The organism is Alteromonas sp. KUL150, from assembly GCF_009811475.1.
Classification (GTDB): domain Bacteria; phylum Pseudomonadota; class Gammaproteobacteria; order Enterobacterales; family Alteromonadaceae; genus Alteromonas; species Alteromonas gracilis.
The window spans coordinates 92,382-109,470 of the sequence record NZ_BLIJ01000050.1 but is presented as its reverse complement, the minus strand read 5'-3'; the positions used below and the strand labels follow the sequence as shown (position 1 = coordinate 109,470).

General features: G+C 45.5%; 15 protein-coding genes. 2 read left to right on the top strand and 13 right to left on the bottom strand.

Annotated elements, in window-relative coordinates:
* Nucleotides 1-55 precede the first annotated feature (55 nt).
* Together GVO62_RS12065 and GVO62_RS12060 are read left to right on the top strand one after the other, a co-directional pair.
* Nucleotides 56-1,015 carry a hydrogen peroxide-inducible genes activator gene (locus GVO62_RS12065; RefSeq protein ID WP_159119454.1) on the top strand — a complete coding sequence of 320 codons (960 nt, stop codon included), beginning with the start codon at nucleotides 56-58 and terminating at the stop codon, nucleotides 1,013-1,015.
* Between the two features lie 26 nt (nucleotides 1,016-1,041).
* Nucleotides 1,042-1,929: a LysR family transcriptional regulator gene (locus tag GVO62_RS12060; protein WP_159119453.1), complete on the top strand. Its 888-nt coding sequence runs from the start codon at nucleotides 1,042-1,044 to the stop codon at nucleotides 1,927-1,929.
* Nucleotides 1,930-2,063: 134 nt separating this feature from the next.
* On the opposite strand, the gene GVO62_RS12055 is transcribed toward GVO62_RS12060, so the two are convergent.
* The 13 genes from GVO62_RS12055 to GVO62_RS11995 form a co-directional block, all read right to left on the bottom strand.
* Nucleotides 2,064-4,085 (bottom strand): methyl-accepting chemotaxis protein, encoded by a 2,022-nt coding sequence (locus tag GVO62_RS12055; protein WP_159119452.1) that lies wholly within the window; start codon nucleotides 4,083-4,085, stop codon nucleotides 2,064-2,066.
* 489 nt (nucleotides 4,086-4,574) lie between these two features.
* A complete protein-coding gene (ppnP, locus tag GVO62_RS12050; RefSeq protein ID WP_159119451.1) occupies nucleotides 4,575-4,859 on the bottom strand; it encodes a pyrimidine/purine nucleoside phosphorylase in 285 nt (94 codons plus the stop codon).
* A 76-nt stretch (nucleotides 4,860-4,935) separates the two neighbouring features.
* The gene (locus GVO62_RS12045) at nucleotides 4,936-5,526 is read right to left on the bottom strand and encodes a DUF938 domain-containing protein (RefSeq protein WP_159119450.1); all 591 of its coding nucleotides are present in this window, start codon (nucleotides 5,524-5,526) and stop codon (nucleotides 4,936-4,938) included.
* 23 nt (nucleotides 5,527-5,549) lie between these two features.
* On the bottom strand, nucleotides 5,550-8,174 hold the full coding sequence (gene metH / locus GVO62_RS12040; RefSeq protein WP_159119449.1) for a methionine synthase: 2,625 nt from the start codon (nucleotides 8,172-8,174) through the stop codon (nucleotides 5,550-5,552).
* A gap of 9 nt (nucleotides 8,175-8,183) precedes the next feature.
* Nucleotides 8,184-9,251, bottom strand: coding sequence for a homocysteine S-methyltransferase family protein (locus GVO62_RS12035; RefSeq protein WP_159119448.1), 1,068 nt, complete (start codon nucleotides 9,249-9,251; stop codon nucleotides 8,184-8,186).
* 3 nt (nucleotides 9,252-9,254) lie between these two features.
* The gene (gene metA, locus GVO62_RS12030; protein WP_159119447.1) at nucleotides 9,255-10,193 is read right to left on the bottom strand and encodes a homoserine O-acetyltransferase MetA; all 939 of its coding nucleotides are present in this window, start codon (nucleotides 10,191-10,193) and stop codon (nucleotides 9,255-9,257) included.
* A 117-nt stretch (nucleotides 10,194-10,310) separates the two neighbouring features.
* Nucleotides 10,311-10,745 (bottom strand): DUF2802 domain-containing protein, encoded by a 435-nt coding sequence (locus GVO62_RS12025; RefSeq protein WP_159119446.1) that lies wholly within the window; start codon nucleotides 10,743-10,745, stop codon nucleotides 10,311-10,313.
* A gap of 57 nt (nucleotides 10,746-10,802) precedes the next feature.
* Nucleotides 10,803-11,294, bottom strand: a complete 492-nt coding sequence (locus GVO62_RS12020) for a chemotaxis protein CheW (RefSeq protein WP_105930182.1) — start codon at nucleotides 11,292-11,294, stop codon at nucleotides 10,803-10,805.
* 17 nt (nucleotides 11,295-11,311) lie between these two features.
* On the bottom strand, nucleotides 11,312-12,109 hold the full coding sequence (locus GVO62_RS12015) for a chemotaxis protein CheW (RefSeq protein WP_159119445.1): 798 nt from the start codon (nucleotides 12,107-12,109) through the stop codon (nucleotides 11,312-11,314).
* 7 nt (nucleotides 12,110-12,116) lie between these two features.
* Nucleotides 12,117-12,881, bottom strand: coding sequence for a ParA family protein (locus GVO62_RS12010; protein WP_105930184.1), 765 nt, complete (start codon nucleotides 12,879-12,881; stop codon nucleotides 12,117-12,119).
* Between the two features lie 28 nt (nucleotides 12,882-12,909).
* Nucleotides 12,910-14,040: a protein-glutamate methylesterase/protein-glutamine glutaminase gene (locus tag GVO62_RS12005; protein WP_159119444.1), complete on the bottom strand. Its 1,131-nt coding sequence runs from the start codon at nucleotides 14,038-14,040 to the stop codon at nucleotides 12,910-12,912.
* A 28-nt stretch (nucleotides 14,041-14,068) separates the two neighbouring features.
* Nucleotides 14,069-16,315: a chemotaxis protein CheA gene (locus GVO62_RS12000; RefSeq protein WP_159119443.1), complete on the bottom strand. Its 2,247-nt coding sequence runs from the start codon at nucleotides 16,313-16,315 to the stop codon at nucleotides 14,069-14,071.
* A gap of 12 nt (nucleotides 16,316-16,327) precedes the next feature.
* On the bottom strand, nucleotides 16,328-17,083 hold the full coding sequence (locus tag GVO62_RS11995) for a protein phosphatase CheZ (RefSeq protein WP_159119442.1): 756 nt from the start codon (nucleotides 17,081-17,083) through the stop codon (nucleotides 16,328-16,330).
* Nucleotides 17,084-17,089 lie beyond the last annotated feature (6 nt).

Here is a 17,089-nt window from a genome sequence, read left to right as displayed (position 1 = left end):
ATCACCACAGTTTCAGTGGTAAACTTAAGTTTAGTAAAAGAAGATATTTCCCACCATGCAATTCAACGGAAAGACGCCGTCAATAAATCAAATACGCTACTTTGTAGCAGTAGCGAAATACCTAAGCTTCAGGCAGGCCGCGGGGATACTTGGAATTAGCCAGCCTACTCTGACCAGTCAAATTAGTGCGCTAGAAAACCTCTTAGGCTTAACATTGTTTGAACGTTCCCGCACCGGCACACTGTTGTCGCCTCAAGGTAAAGCACTGCTTGATGCAGCGGAAGAGGTTTTACAATCGTCGCAGAGGTTCAGTGAGATTGCCCGTGACTTATCTGAAGGTGAAGTAGTTACTTATCGCTTAGGTATTCCTCCCACCCTCGGGCCATACTTACTGCCTTTCGTGCTTCCTGATTTGCATAAGAGAAAACCTGGACTTCGATTTTATGTTCGAGAAGGCGCACCCAATGCGCTTCAACATGGTTTATTGCGTGGGGAGTACGACCTCATTCTCTCTCCGCTATCAGGAGAAAATTCACAGTTAATCAAGCATCCGCTTTTTAATGAACCCTTAAAGTTTGTCACGCCTTCTGATCACAAATTAGCAGGAAAAGCGTTCGTTAACCCCAAAGAGATCGCCGGTGAAAAAATACTTACCCTTGAAGATAAACATCATTTTCATCATCAAGTGCAGCGCATTTGTGATGAAATTGGCGCAGACTTACAACGTGACTATGAAGGCACAAGTTTGGATACACTGCGTCAAATGGTGGTAATGGGCATGGGCGTGGCATTTCTACCTGGTCTCTATATCCACTCTGAATTGCACAAACCTGAAGCACTGCATGTATGTGAGATTGCGAATATGCCAATTGAACGTCAGCATTCTCTGGCGTGGAGAAACACCGCGCCAGGTAGAAAAACTTTCAGAGATATTTCAATTATCATAAAAGAAATAATAGAAACTCGTCTCTCCGATGCGGTAACAATCGTCAGTACGACGTCAGGTTCTGTTTAAAAAATTCTAAACCATATGTGAGCGTTATGATTGATAGGCAACATTTGCGAATTATAAGAGCGATTGATGCAGAAGGCTCGATGACAGAAGCGGCGAAGTCGCTTTTTCTCACGCAATCGGCGTTAAGCCACGCAATGAAAAAGTTAGAAGCCCATTTCAATGTACCATTGTGGAACAAAGATGGTAGAAGACTTACACTCACGCAGGCAGGTCAAAGCGTACTGGGCTTGGCCAATCGGGTTTTACCTCAGTTTGAGCATACTGAAGCACAATTACGACGGTTTGCTGATGGCAAGCAGGGAATATTGCGCATCGGTATGGAGTGCTATCCTTGCTTTGAATGGCTGCTAAAAGTCGTCGCACCTTTTCTGAAAGCGTTTCCTGACGTCGATGTAGATGTCCGCAGAGCATTCTCCTTCGGTGGTCTTCAAGCGCTACACGGTTACGATATAGATATTTTGCTTACCCCAGATCCGCTCTCACTCGATACGATCACCTACACCCCTGTATTTGAATATGAACAAGTATTGGTAATGGATAAGCATCACCCTTTGGTAGAGAAACCCTTTATAACACCGAAAGATTTAAGCAACGAAACTCTCATTACCTACCCCGTAGAGCTAAGCCGACTGGACGTTTTCACTCATTTTTTGACGCCTGCCAATTGCACGGTGAGGCAGCATAAAACGATTGAAACCACTGAGATCATCTTACAAATGGTAGCTGCCGGGCGCGGTGTTACTGCACTACCTAAATGGTTAATTGATGAATCAAAAGAAAGCGAACTTCTGGCTTGTCGCTCGCTTGGAGAGCAAGGCGTATCAAAAACCTTGTATTTAGGCCATAGAAAAGCGCAGGACGTATTGGGGTTTGTAGATGATTTCATTTCTCTTTCTCAAACCCACAAACCATAACCCTTCTAAGCTTTATGGTGGAGATGCCATTGCTTTTCAGGAGTGGATGAATCGCTTGCCATATAAAATGGCAAGCGGGAAACCACTATTTTTACATGCAACTGAGTGCGCAGTACATTCAGCCACGAGAGGCACTAAATCTTAAATTGCCCCACCAGCTCTTTTAAGTCACCAGAGACAGTACTGAGCTGCGTCGCTTCCACCGCTAACTCTTCAGCGTGTTGACTAGTTTTGTCACTTAAGCTTGTGATTGCCACGAGCGACTTATTAATATCTTGCGCCACCTCCGTTTGCTGCTCTGTCGCAAGTGCTATGTGAGTACTTTGCCCGTGAACCAAACCTATAGACTGGGTAATGTCTTTAAGCGTTTCGACAACTTTTTCTGTCTTATCAACACCAGATTGAGAACGGGTTTGTCCTTCCTGCATAACACTGTTGGTCTGCTCAGACATCGCCTGCAATCGCTCTACCATTTTTCGTATATCAGTCGTCGATTCTTGTGTACGACTTGCTAATGAGCGAACTTCATCTGCAACAACGGCAAAGCCGCGCCCCTGTTCACCGGCTCTCGCCGCTTCAATAGCTGCGTTTAATGCAAGTAGATTAGTTTGTTCAGCGATGCTGTTAATGACGTCGACTACAGCACCGATGCTATCTGACTCTTTGCTCAATCCGCCCACAACTTCAACACCCTGACTGATGGCGTCAGCCAGCGCGCGAATTTCCCTCATGGCATCTTGCACTTGCTCACTGCCGGCTTGTACCAATTCATCTGCTTTAGTCGCAGCGTCACTGGACTGTGCCGCATTTCTTGAAATCTCAACAACGGTAGCGGCCATCTGCGTGACCGCCGCAGACACGTTGTCCACTTGGCTGCGCTCTTGATTAATTTCTTTGCTGGTGGCGTGACTTACGTCTCGAAGATGGTCAGCCGCATCAGAAACGGCCTTAGTGTTAGCGGCAGTATCTTTAAGTAGCGACCTCAGTTTATCGGTAAAGGTATTAAACTCTATGGCTAGTGCACCGATCTCGTCGTTGCTTTTAACTTCCAAACGCTTGGTTAAATCACCGTCGCCATGTGCTATTTCTGCCATTGCATTGCGCATTTCCACCAAAGGCTGAGTTACTTTCGCACTCGCCAAATAGGTAATAAGTGCTATTAATCCAATGATAACAATGGCGACGATAATTGCCGTAGTAATGGCACTATTTATTGGGCTATCTATGATGCTTGCAGGAACAAGAATACCCAGCGACCAGTTCATTTGTGGGTTGGTCAACTTAGCATGCTCAAAAACCGCAACATAGTCTCTTCCCTTCCAAGTTAGGGGCACAATACCAGATTCATTGGCTGCGATAATACCCGCCAACTTGCCAAAACCTTCGGTATCATCAAATACACTGTCGAAGTTTTGAATAGAAGAACTTAATGGTAGCGCTTTGCTCTGTTTTGGAAAGTAAACAATGTTTTGGTTTTCATCGAGTAAAAACGCCGTGCCTTGTTCTTCATAGCGAATGGCATCTATGACTTTACCGACCGTGCTAATAAGAATATCGACACCGCCAACGCCTAGTAACGTTCCGTTTTTATAAATCGGTGTTTGTACTACCGCAGATACGCTTCCATCTTGGGAGTCGACAGCAGGCGGCGTAACATATAACTTTCCTTTTTCAACGGCAGTGGTAAACCACGGTCGCTTAGTAGCAAAATAACCGGCGTTAGGATTGCCGGCATCAGGGCCTGACGTTTCGACGCCGACTCGCCCTTCCTCATAAAAATACTCACCTGTTTTGGCTGAACCAAAGAAAGCAGATTTAATAATGGGATCTTGGCTGCTAATGCCCTTAAAAGTGGCATAGATATCCTTGGATTGAGCCAGTTGGCTCTCGGGTGCTCCTCGCGTGCTATGACCCGCGAAAAAATCCTGTAGAAAAGGACTACTCAAAAACGCGCTAGCAACACCGCCATAGGTTGCGAAAAAGCCTTCGACATCATTTGCTTCACGGGCGACAAGGGATTTGACCTCTTTTTCTACACGACTGCGGGTGTTGTCTGCAACGGTATTGACCAAGAAAAACGCAGTGATAAGTAACATTAAAGCTATGCTACCACCAACGATAAGCATGAACTTTTTTTGGAGTGATATGGATTTCATTTGTACTTCTCATTGTGTACTAAACGCCACAACGTGTGAAAAGTGTATTCCAGCACTAGGGCCTGTTGACCTTTGTTGTACATTTTTGCAGCGGTCTTTGTGCCATCTAGACAAGGCGGATGTTTGACGGTTTAGTGGTTCTAAGTCGAAAACATTCAACGCAGTATAGATGGCACAAAGACGCTGCCCGAAGGGGTCGTTATGGAAGCCTTTTACTCTTCGTCACAGCCCTTTAACCTAGCCCACTAGGCTTGCAGGACTGTTTCGCGATTAAAAGGCTTCCATTTAGACCAAAATTCGTACATCAAAGGTCAACAGGCCCTTATAATTCGCACACATTACAAGTTTAGTTTTATTAGTATTAGGCGTGCAAGTGAGACTAGCTCGCCAGCACGTCTAATACTTTGAGATATACAGAGAAATTTTACAACCTCTGAAAGTCAATTCTACGAAAGTTTACATACAGAGTGAATTGAACGCTTTTAAGAATTAGCTGTAAAAGCAAAGATATGCGGTAGGCGTTGACACTTTTACATCGAAAGATTCGTTAGCAGGTACATTAAAACTAGTGCCAGTAACAAACGCCTGCCACTCTTCGCTTCCTGGTAACTTAACAACTAACTCGCCTTCGACCACTTTCATTAGCTCTTTTTGTGATGTAGAAAAGGTATATTCACCCGGCGACATAACCCCAGACGTACATGGTCCATTTGCAGACTCAAACCCAATCGAGCTTACTTTGTTGTCGAAATAATGGTTTACTTTAAAGCTCATAGCTACTCCTTTGATTAGGGGGCTGTTGATATTCACCAAGGTAGTTTTAGCAAAACGTTCAGCCCCTTGGGCTTATTCAGCGTTTCTGCCAAATAAGCATATGGTTATTGGCGGGCATGTCGATAATTTCGTTTAAGCTTAACTCGCCTGCCCAAGCAGTGAGCTCATTGATATCGCGGTAACCTCCATAGCCTCTTTCTAAAAGCGAGGTATGGAATGCCTGATTACTTTCAGATGTGAATTCACCACCATGAGTAAAAGGGCCATACTGGCAGAAAACGCCCCCTTTGGGTAAGTGCAACGCTACTGATTCAATGAGTAGCTTCGCCTCTTCTTTTTGCATGATATGCGCGGTGTTTGCCGTAAAAATGCCGTCTATGTCGAGGTTGGGAAAGTCATCTTGCCCAACGGTGAATGCAATGGGAGGTTTCACATTCCCCGTATTTGAATCACTCAGCCACGCGGCAATGCCTTCGTGATAATGTGGTTGGTCGCTTGTGTGCCAAATAAGATGGGGCAAATGCTCAGCCAAAAATACGGCGTGCTGACCTGTTCCACTCCCTATCTCTAATACCTGTCGGCAATTGGCAAATTTACGTTCAAGCACGCTCAAAATGGCGCGCTTGTTGTTTTCACAGGCCTGACTAAAAGGCTTTTCGATTTGCATACACGTTACCTGCCTAATCAGCATTAATCACTTAAGTTTGGACCCAACCACTTTTCAGCCTCTTCTAAGGTCCAGCCTTTACGTGTGGCGTAATCTTCTACTTGGTCAGCCTGGATTTTAGCTACGGCAAAATATTTAGCCTCAGGGTGTGCAAAATACCACCCCGATACCGATGCGCCCGGCCACATAGCGTAGCTCTCGGTCAGCTTCATCCCGGTGTGCTGCTCTGCAGATAACAAATCCCAAATTAGCTGCTTTTCGGTGTGCTCAGGACAAGCCGCATAGCCTGGCGCCGGACGAATACCTTGATACTTTTCGCGAATTAATTCTTCATTACTTAGTGATTCGTCTGCGGCATAGCCCCAGTAGTGCTTGCGCACTTGCTCATGTAGGTACTCAGCAAAAGCTTCAGCTAGTCTGTCGGCCACAGCTTTAACCATAATGCCATTGTAATCGTCGCCGGCTTTTATGAAGCTATCAGCCAGTTCGTCTTCGCCAATACCGCCTGTTACCGCGAATGCGCCTATATAGTCCTCGATACCGCTAGATTTATCGGCGACAAAATCTGCCAAACAATAGTTAGCAAATTTGTCTTTTAAGGTTTGCTGACGCAGATGGTGAGCAACGCCTTGGACCTCATTTCTCGACTCATCGCTGTAAATTTCTACATCGTCATTAACGCGATTTGCAGGAAATAGACCGATAACGCCTTTCGCTTGTAGGGTGTTATCAGCAATAATTTTATCTAACATAGCGTTAGCGTCACTGTATAGCGACTTAGCCTCATCACCCACAACTTCATCTTCAAGGATCCGTGGGTATTTTCCGGCCAAAGACCAGGTTAGAAAGAAAGGAGTCCAGTCGATGTACTTGCGAAGCGTTGCTAAATTAGCGGTAACAGGGGTAACACCCAAGTTCGCGGGCTTAACTGGCAAGGTAGTAAAGTCAGGCTTAAAGGCGTTTTCTCTGGCCTGTGCTAGCGTCACTGGCTTACTACGAGGCTTTTTACGTGCATGTTGTTCGCGTACGGTATCGTACTCTTTAGCAAGTTCTTGCGCGTAGATATCACGAGACGCTTTGTTGAGTAAGCGCTGACATACGCCAACAGCCCTACTCGCATTAGGCACATACGCAACAGGTGAATGGTAATTCTGTTCAATTTTTACCGCAGTGTGGGCTTTCGATGTGGTCGCACCGCCGATAAGTAATGGAATTTCGAAACCTTGACGTTCCATTTCTTTAGCAACGTGAACCATCTCATCAAGGGAAGGTGTGATGAGACCAGACAAACCAATCATGTCTACGTTTTCATCTTTGGCCGTTTGCAAAATTGTTGCCGCTGGCACCATTACGCCCAAATCGATCACTTCGAAGTTGTTACACTGAAGTACCACACCCACAATATTCTTACCAATATCGTGAACGTCACCTTTTACGGTAGCTAAAAGAATTTTACCGTTACTTTTAGCATCATCAGACTTTTCTTCTTCGATGTACGGCTGTAAGTGTGCCACCGCCTTTTTCATCACTCGGGCCGACTTGACCACCTGAGGGAGAAACATTTTTCCTTCGCCGAACAAATCACCCACCACGTTCATGCCGTCCATTAACGGCCCTTCAATAACGTGTAGCGGACGCTCGGCCTGCTGGCGAGCTTCTTCAGTGTCTTCAATGATGTAGTCGGTAATTCCTTTAACTAGAGCATGTTCTAAGCGCTTATTAACGTCTTGCTCACGCCAGCTTAAGTCTTCTTTTGCTGCAGCTTTGCCGTCACCTTGATAGTTAGGTGCAATGTCTAACAAACGCTCAGTAGCATCGCTTCTGCGATTCAGGATCACGTCTTCAACGGCTTCACGAAGTTCAGCTGGAATTTCGTCATACACCTCTAGCTGACCAGCATTTACGATAGCCATATCCATACCAGCGCGTATGGCGTGATACAAAAATACCGAGTGCATCGCCTCTCGCACTGGATTGTTTCCCCTGAACGAGAAAGAGATATTAGAGAGCCCGCCAGAAATATGGGAGTGCGGGCAGGTCTGACGTATTTCGCGGGTAGCTTCAATGAAATCTACTGCATAATTATCATGCTCTTCGATCCCCGTTGCTACGGCAAAAATATTGGGGTCAAAAATAATGTCTTCAGGTGGAAAACCGATTTCCTCTGTCAGTAGCTTGTAGCTGCGCTGACATATTTCTACTTTGCGCTGCTGCGTGTCGGCCTGCCCTTTCTCGTCAAAGGCCATCACCACGGTTGCAGCACCGTAGCGTTTGATGAGCTTTGCTTGATTTAAGAAAAGTGCTTCACCTTCTTTTAAACTAATTGAATTAACAATGGCTTTGCCTTGGACGCATTTAAGCCCAGCTTCAATCACTTCCCATTTAGACGAATCAATCATAATGGGTACGCGGCTGATATCCGGCTCAGAGGCAATAAGATTCATGAAGGTGATCATGGCCTGCTTGGAATCAAGCATAGCCTCATCCATATTGATATCGATGATTTGCGCGCCGTTTTCGACTTGCTGTCTTGCAACATCAAGCGCGGCTTCATAATCACCATCAAGGATAAGACGTTTGAAGCGAGCCGAACCCGTAACATTGGTTCGCTCACCTATATTAATAAATGTGGAAAATTCTGCGCTCATAATGCCCTCCTAGTGTACAAACGGCTCTAGGCCTGACAAACGCATTTTAGGTTCAAATTGAGGCACTTTTCGTGGCGCGATACCCTCAACAGCATTTGCAATATCGCGGATATGCTCTGGCGTACTGCCGCAGCAGCCACCCACAATATTGACAAGTCCCGACTGGGCCCACTCTTTGATATGTTCCGCCATTTCGGGGCCTTCCATATCGTACTCGCCAAATTCATTGGGTAATCCAGCATTGGGATGAGCAGAAATAAGGCACTCGCTAACCGCGGCAACTTCATCGACATATTGTCGCAGAAGGTCTGGACCTAAAGCGCAGTTTAACCCGAAAGAGAAAGGGCTGATGTGGCGCATTGAGTAATAAAACGCCTCAGCGGTTTGCCCCGATAGCGTACGCCCTGAGGCATCGGTAATTGTCCCCGATACCATCACGGGTAAAAACTTGCCTAATTTTTCGAATACAGACTCCACGGCAAACGCCGCCGCCTTCGCATTTAGCGTGTCGAAAATAGTCTCTAGCATGATCAAGTCTACACCACCCTCGATAAGTGCCTCGGTCGACTCGCTATAGGCTTCAACTAACTCGTCAAAGGTTACGTTTCGTTTACCAGGGTCATTTACATCTGGTGATATTGACGCCGTGCGATTTGTTGGCCCTAGTACACCCGCTACGAATCTTGGTTTATTTGGTGTTTTTGCCGTGAATTCATCGGCTGCTTTACGCGCTAACTTTGCTGCAGCAAGGTTAATATCACGAGAATGCGCCTGCATGTCGTAATCAGCCATAGCAATGGTTGTCGCGTTAAACGTGTTGGTTTCGATAATGTCTGCGCCAGCGTCAAAGTAATCGCAATGAATCTGGTAAATAATATCAGGCTGGGTAATCACCAGCATATCGTTATTACCTTTTACGTCGCAGTGCCAATCTGCGAACTGGGTTCCGCGATAATCGGCTTCTTCTAGTTTGTGGCGCTGGATCATTGTGCCCATCGCACCATCAAGTATAAGAATACGTTGTTTAGCGGCTTCTGTAAGCGTTGCCTGCGCGCTTGAATTTGTTCTTTGGCTCACGTGCTACCTCTTTGGCTGTGACTTTTCAGCAAGCTGACTTAAATCGTAAGGAGTGGTCTGATAGACATAGTAATTCAGCCAGTTTGTAAACAACAGGCTACCGTGTGAGCGCCACTGTACAATGGGAGACTTGGCTGGATCATCTCCTTCAAAATAATTTTTTGGAATTGCAGGGGTTTGCCCTGCTGATAGATCTCTAAAGTATTCGTCTTTGAGTGTATCAGGATCATACTCTGGATGACCGGTTACGAATACCATCCGTTTATCATCTGAAGCGACAATATACGCACCTACATCATCTGACTCTGCCACTACGTTTAGGCCATCTACACTGTTGTATTGCGATGTTTGAATGTGACCATACCGAGAATGAGGGGCAAAGAATGTTGGATCAAAACCTCTTAATAACTCGTTATTAGGATCATTGACGTGATGTTTAAATACGCCTGAAAACTTTTCGTCTCTTATTTCTCGGGTAATGCCATAAAAGTGATACATAGCAGCGTGAGCAGCCCAACAAAGATATAGCGTTGAGTTAACATGACGCTGTGCCCACTCTAAAATTGTGGTCATAGTGTCCCAATACTTCACTTCTTCATAATCAATTAGAGCAAGAGGCGCTCCTGTTACAATGAGACCATCGTACTTCTTGTTCGCTACGGCAGAGAAGTCGTGATAAAAAGCGTCCATATGCGACTGCGGCGTGTTTTTTGGCGCTTGATTGTCAATACGAATAAGGTCCACATTGATTTGAAGCGGTGTATTTGAGAGCAAACGAAGTAGCTGTACTTCCGTTTCGATCTTATTCGGCATTAAATTAAGAATACCAACCTCAAGAGGACGAATATCCTGATTAGCCGCCCTGTCCATGTCCATGGTAAAAATATTTTCACCTAGTAGTACATTCTGTGCAGGCAATTGCTCAGGAATACGAATTGGCATAGAGGGCTCCAGTGATAAATTACGATATCTGTATTGTGTCTATAACTGGGAATATGTCAACATCTTTACGTCTAGACGTCTAAACGTTTTTCTTTTCAGATTTGTAGAACTGTTTTGTTAATTACCTTGTTTGTGCACCATAACCAGCATTTCCGCCTCTGCTCTTGGTATATCACAGGCTTCAATAATCTCGTCAATGCTTGCCCCTTGCTTCACAAGCTCTGCTGCTCGCTGATAAAGGCGTAAAGAAGGATCTTGTAACCTAAGCTCGCGAAGCTCATTTTCAATGCTTATCTGCTTTTCATCTAGCTCTTTGAGGTGTCGAGTGATAACTATAGTTCTAGCCTGCGCTTCAGACTGCTGATTATTCGCGTTGTTTGCCAACGCTTCTACTCGGGCGAGCGCTTCAATATGCTCAGCTTGGCTAGTTTCTATAGAAGTACGCAGCTTACGAACGTGCGAGTACAACAGCCCAATCGTCACGGCAAGTACAACCACTAACACAATCAAAACTAGTTCTAACAAGGTAGGTGCAGCAAGCTGCCAATCCATGGACGTAACCCTTGGGGAAATGCAGGCAGTACTAAATAATACTGCCCAGTCATTTATTTAGATATTGCTAAGCTCATCCCACTCTTCATCGCTTAGCAATTTATTAAGGTCAACAAGAATGAGTAATTCGCCATCGCGGTTACTAACGCCCTGAATAAACTTGGCGCTTTCCTCTGTGCCCACGTTAGGTGCACTGTCAATCTCTGAAGACTTCAAGTAAACCACCTCGGCCACGCTATCAACCAAAATTCCAACAACTTGCTCGTCAGACTCAATAATTACAATACGTGTGTTGTCTGTTATCTCTGTTGGCGGCAAACCAAATCGTGCACGAGTATCAATCACCGTTACCACGTTACCACGCAGATTGATAATACCTAATACATAATCGGGCGCACCGGGAACCGGAGCTATCTCGGTATAACGCAACACTTCTTGAACTTGCATTACGTTAATACCATATGTTTCATCACCTAGGCGATACGTAACCCATTGAAGGACTTCGTCATTGCTGTCGGTGGCATTACTACTTGTTCTTTCGTCGGTCATGAACCTGGCTCCCAATACTATGGCGTCTGGTCGTTACTGCTTAAGCCTTTGTTAAGCATAGATATTAATTCTTCAACGTCAATTAACGCGCACATTTTTTCTTTAACCATCCCCGCTAACCAGGGACGTTTTCCTGTGGACTCGCGCCATTTAACATCATCTGTAGTCAAATTGACCGTATTAACAAGCTTTTCACTTGCCAACCCCCACAAACTTTCTCCTAACATAATAAGATATCGGTAGTTGAGCGATTGTGCGAGGTTTTCATCATATTTTTCTGGCATTACCCACTTTGCTGAATCCACAACATTGAGTTTAGACTCTCTGTGCAGCATTACACCCATAAACCAATCAGGTTTTCCGAAAAGTGGCCCAATTTTCTCAATTTGATGAATTCCGCCTAGGGTAGTTAACGGTACCGCTAGCGTTAAACCTGCCACTTCAAAGAATAGCGCTTGAAAACGAAAACCGAGAGTATCCTTTAGTGGTACTTTCGATTTAATTTCAGTGTCTAAAAGCCTATTTTCCTGACTCTCGGTTTGAGCTACTGGGTTTCGCTTATTATCCTCAACAGAGTTAAGCGTCGACGTCTCTATAATCGACGTTACCTTTTCTGCGATCGCCTCTTCTTTGTGCTGGGTAGAATCTTGCTCTTCAACGCCTAATAGGGTTGTTTCCGCTATTTGTTGAGACGCTTGCTCAAGCAACTTAGCCGTGCGCGCAGTAACATCTTCCGGTGTTTCAGGCTCTTTGAGAAGGCTATCTAAGTAGGCCTCCATCACTTCTTCACGGGCAAAGGGTGATTGCTTGCTCATTATTTTATTACTTCTCCAACACGGCTAATAGCTTCGCATAAGCAGACACACCACGAGTTTTAGGATAAGCAGATGAAATAGGCAACTGCACTAAACTGGCATCTCTAAAGTGAGTATCTACGGGGATTACCCCTTCCCACACGCGCTCACCATAATCGCTTAATAACTTTTTACGTGATGCTAGCGCAGCGTTCGTTCGCTTATCAAACATAGTTGGAATTATCACTGTATCGAAGGTTTTATTTAACGAACGCCCCATAATTTCCATGGTCCGAATCATTCTGTCTAACCCCTTTAGTGCCAAATATTCTGTTTGCGTGGGTACAATTACTTTGTCGCATGCTGCTAGTGCATTGACCATAAGTACCCCTAAAACTGGTGGGCAATCAATAATCGCCACATCAAATTCATCAGCAATTTTAGCCAGGGCCTTTTTAAGGACTAACCCCATTCCTTGCTCACTCCCCATCGTCCTATCAAGGGTGGCTAACGCCATTGTGGCAGGCAGCACATACAGATTGTCTAACTTCGTTGGACTTAAGCAATCCATAACGTTATCGGCAGAAAGTGAACTAGACTGAATAAAAATATCGTAGACTGAATGACTCGTTGCTTCAGCGTCAATACCGAAATAATAACTCAGAGATGCATGAGGGTCGGTATCTATCATAAGTACACGCTTTCCCTGCTCTGCAAGCAAACCACCAAGGCTCACCGTAGTGGTTGTTTTCCCCACTCCGCCTTTTTGATTTGCTACAGTCCACACTTTCATGATGTTTATTCCGTTAGAGTCCAACGCGCTAGCGCATCTCGGTTTGAACGCAACTACCTATATCGTCAATATTAATGTTCTTGCTCGATATATTAGCAACCGCTACAGCTTGCGGCATGCCATATACAACACAAGAATCTTGATCTTGGGCCCAAATGGTTGCGCCTTTGTCTTTCAACAATCGACAGCCTTCCCGACCGTCTGCACCCATTCCCGTCAAGATAATGCCTAAAACATCACCACCAAAAGCTTTAGCCAATGAACCAAACGTAAGGTCTACGCTAGGTTTATAATTGACCTTTTCCGACGCGCTTGCATCGGTTATTACTATGCTTTTGCTCAGACCAATATTTTCTATCAGCATTTGCCTGCCACCCGGAGCCAGATAGGCGTGGCCCGGTTTTAATACGTCGCCATGCTCAGCCTCTTTCACGCTTATGTTGCAGTTTGAATTTAACCGTTGCGCAAACGCGGTGGTAAACGTACCAGGCATATGCTGGACAAGCAAAATAGGGTACGGAAAGTCTGCAGGTAAAGGCGCAAGCACTTTTTGAAGAGCAACAGGCCCGCCAGTAGATGCACCAATCGCTAAACATTTATAGCGTTTCCCCGTTGCCCTGACCGACGATACAGTGGGTTGCTTTGTTGCATCCTTATGCCCGGACAATAATCCAGAGGTTTTAAAGAAAGCCTGTTTGGGCGCATTATCTGGGAGCTGTCTTGTTTCCGTTGCCCTAAATAACGGACGCCTAAGACCAACGCCCCTGCGCGCTATCAACCTAACTTTGGTGCACAATAAATGAGATGCTTCTTTTCTATCTTGCGCAATATCTTCAAATTTCTTTGGCAAGAAATCGAGCGCGCCTGCTTCAAGGGCATCAAGCGTGGCTTGGGCGCCGTGATAGGTTAAGGATGAAAACATAAGGATCGGCGTAGGCTTTTTATCCATGATAGCCTTCACCGCAGAAATACCGTCCATTACCGGCATCTCCACATCCATTGTTATTACATCTGGTTTAAGCGCTTCTGCTTTTTCTAGTGCATCACGACCATTTCGCGCTTCCCCGACTACTTCAAGTTCTTTATCGCTGTCGAGTATTTCTCTTACCCGACGACGATAAAATGTCGAGTCGTCCACCACAAGGACTTTAAAGACCATGGATTACTATTCCTATTAATTCATCGCCTTACTTAATGGGTTTACGCGCATACCGTTTTAGAAGGCTCGGAACATCTAAAATAAGTGCAATTCCACCGTCTGAAGTTATGGTTGCTCCAGCCATGCCAGGTGTCCCCTGTAGCAAGGCATCAAGCGGCTTTATAACCACCTCTTCTTGACCTATTAGCGCGTCTACTACGAATCCAACTTGCTGTGTACCTATTTGTACAACAACCACGTGACCTTTATCTCTTTCAATATTTTTAGGGCCACGAATCAGCCATTCGCCGAGGAAGAACAACGGAATTGCTTTTGAACGAACTATCATTGTTAGCTGGCCATCGACCGTGTTGGTCTTCTTGATGTCCATGTTTATTATTTCGTTCACCGCGCCTAATGGTAACGCAAAGGTCTGTTTTCCTACAACAATCATTAGAGTAGGAAGGATAGCTAACGTTAAAGGGACTTTGATATCAAGTCGGGTACCTTTACCTAGCTGTGAATCGATATTGACCGTACCGTTGAGCTGGTTAATTTTAGTTTTAACCACGTCCATGCCCACACCTCGACCAGAAATATCGCTAATTTCTGTCTTGGTAGAAAAGCCCGGAGCAAAAATCAAGTTGAACGCTTCAACATCAGACATACGCGCTGCCGCATCAGCATCTAACACGCCACGACTAATGGCTATCTCCTTGAGCTTCTCAGGGTCCATGCCCTTGCCGTCGTCTTCAATGGTAAGAAGGATATGATCACCTTCTTGAGACGCTGACAGTTGGACGGTTCCCATTCTTGGCTTGCCCGCTGCCGCGCGATCATCAGGCATTTCAATGCCATGATCTACCGAGTTTCTAACCAAATGCACTAATGGATCGGCCAGTGCTTCAACCAGGTTTTTGTCTAAATCTGTTTCTTCACCAACAAGCTCAAGCGTAATTTCTTTCTTTAAGCTTCTTGCGAGATCTCGAACAACGCGAGGGAAGCGACCAAATACCTTTTTAATTGGCTGCATCCGCGTTTTCATTACCGCACCCTGTAGGTCGCCAGTAACTACATCAAGATTAGCAATCGCTTTAGACATGCTTTCATCGTTGCTATTAATACCAAGGCTAAGCAAACGATTTCGCACCAGAACAAGCTCACCCACCATGTTCATTATCTGATCAAGGCGTTTAGTATCAACCCGCACGGTTGTTTCGGCTTGAGGTGCAGAGGCAGCCGCTTTCTTATCATCCTTTTTAGGTGGAGCACTTGCTGCTTTTGCTGGCGCGCTGGGGGTAGATGGCGCTGGAGCACTTGGTGCAGGAGTTGGTTTTGGCGCTGCCTCTTTGGCTTTTTGAACAGCTTCAGTCGCTGCCTTGTCGACAGGTGGCTCTACCTGCTTAGGCGCTTCACCTAACTTGGTTGGTCCTTGACCTGAACCATGTAATTGGTCAAGAAGGGCTTCAAATTCGTCATCGGTAATTTCTTCGTCACCGCCTGTGCTTGAAGATGCTGGCGCTGCAGGCGCTTTAGTCTCTACAGCTGGCGCTTCGTTGGCGCTGAATTGACCTTTGCCATGTAAATCGTCTAACAGCGCTTCAAATTCTTCGTCGGTAATATCGTCGCTATCACTTATCGCAGAGGCAGTTGAAGCGGTGGGCTTTGACTCGGATGCAGAAGGCGCTTCAATCGAACCTGATGATGAGCGACCCGGTGCCGAAGAACCGTGAAGTTCATCGAGCAGCGCTTCGAACTCATCTTCAGTGATTTCGTCAATACCGCCACCGTTATCGCTTTTACTCTCTGCCTCTGCTGTAGGTTCTTCTATTACTAGCTCTGGCTCATCCGCAGCGGTTTCTTGTACAGGGGCGCTTAAAGAGTCGAATATGTTTTCGTCTGGCGTTTCAGGACGACTCAATTTATGCAGTGTATCAACTAACTGCGCGTCTGCAGGTTGCAGTGGCTCCTGAGCCTTCACTCGTTCAAACATTTCTACAACCACATCGGTGGCCTGCAGAATAATATCCATGAGTTCAGGGGTTAAAGTTCTTTGCCCGTTTCGCATCACATCGAATACGTTCTCTGCACCGTGGCAAATTTCGACGAGTTCTGTGAGAGAAAGGAAACCAGCGCCTCCTTTTACTGTATGGTACCCTCGGAATATTGCGTTCAGTAAATCCGCGTCTTCCGGGTTGTTTTCAAGATCAACGAGCTGTTCTTGTAATTGTTCAAGAATCTCTCCAGCTTCAACCAGAAAGTCCTGTAATATATCCTCGTCAACATCAAACGACATGCGCCCGCTCCCCTAAAAACCTAAGCTAGACAAAAGATCATCTACGTCATCTTGGCCTGAAACGACATCATCTCGTTTTTCGGCGTCAATAATTGGGCCTTCTGCCTCTACACCATCTATCTTATCGGCCTTAACACGAGATGGTTTAGTATGTTCTTCTCCATCGCGCTCGCCAAACATGGTAAGCATGTTGACTAAGCTGTCCTCCACCTCTTTTACAAGGTCAATAACGCGACGAATAACTTGCCCCGTCAAGTCCTGATAACCTTGGGCCATCAGCACTTCAGTAAGCAGTTGTGTTAGTTTAGCTGACTGAAGCGAACCTTCTTCTAATAATTCGTCTAAGTCTGCACACAACGCTTTGAATTCACCAAGCTCAATTTGGCGATTCATTAACTTTTTCCATTCTGGCATTACCTTATCGATGCGCATTGAAAGCATTTCTGCTATTGGCATGCTCGCTTCAACGGCATCCATAGTAGTATTAGCAGCTTTTTCAGTTTCTTCAATAACGTAAGTCAGGCGGGACTGAGCATCCGGAATATCGTCGGTTGCTAAGTTTTTAATGCGATCATCAATCTGAAAGTTATTTAACGCGTCATGAAGTTGACGCGTTAATTTTCCTACTTCAGCAAACAACTCAACGTTTTCTTTCATTGATGCTGCTTCAAGTAGGGCATTGGCTGAAGCGTTATCACCTTCTTCAAGATAAGTAACGAGTTGCTTGGCTTCTTCCAACGAAATTGGAACGTTTATATTCGTTGCCATCCAGTA

Coding starts and splice junctions, on each gene's coding strand:
- GVO62_RS12065 (WP_159119454.1), top strand. CDS start 56: ATGCAATTCAACGGAAAGACGCCGTCAATAAATCAAATACGCTACTTT.
- GVO62_RS12060 (WP_159119453.1), top strand. CDS start 1,042: ATGATTGATAGGCAACATTTGCGAATTATAAGAGCGATTGATGCAGAA.
- GVO62_RS12055 (WP_159119452.1), bottom strand. CDS start 4,085: ATGAAATCCATATCACTCCAAAAAAAGTTCATGCTTATCGTTGGTGGT.
- ppnP (WP_159119451.1), bottom strand. CDS start 4,859: ATGAGCTTTAAAGTAAACCATTATTTCGACAACAAAGTAAGCTCGATT.
- GVO62_RS12045 (WP_159119450.1), bottom strand. CDS start 5,526: ATGCAAATCGAAAAGCCTTTTAGTCAGGCCTGTGAAAACAACAAGCGC.
- metH (WP_159119449.1), bottom strand. CDS start 8,174: ATGAGCGCAGAATTTTCCACATTTATTAATATAGGTGAGCGAACCAAT.
- metA (WP_159119447.1), bottom strand. CDS start 10,193: ATGCCAATTCGTATTCCTGAGCAATTGCCTGCACAGAATGTACTACTA.
- GVO62_RS12025 (WP_159119446.1), bottom strand. CDS start 10,745: ATGGATTGGCAGCTTGCTGCACCTACCTTGTTAGAACTAGTTTTGATT.
- GVO62_RS12020 (WP_105930182.1), bottom strand. CDS start 11,294: ATGACCGACGAAAGAACAAGTAGTAATGCCACCGACAGCAATGACGAA.
- GVO62_RS12015 (WP_159119445.1), bottom strand. CDS start 12,109: ATGAGCAAGCAATCACCCTTTGCCCGTGAAGAAGTGATGGAGGCCTAC.
- GVO62_RS12010 (WP_105930184.1), bottom strand. CDS start 12,881: ATGAAAGTGTGGACTGTAGCAAATCAAAAAGGCGGAGTGGGGAAAACA.
- GVO62_RS12005 (WP_159119444.1), bottom strand. CDS start 14,040: ATGGTCTTTAAAGTCCTTGTGGTGGACGACTCGACATTTTATCGTCGT.
- GVO62_RS12000 (WP_159119443.1), bottom strand. CDS start 16,315: ATGTCGTTTGATGTTGACGAGGATATATTACAGGACTTTCTGGTTGAA.
- GVO62_RS11995 (WP_159119442.1), bottom strand. CDS start 17,083: ATGGCAACGAATATAAACGTTCCAATTTCGTTGGAAGAAGCCAAGCAA.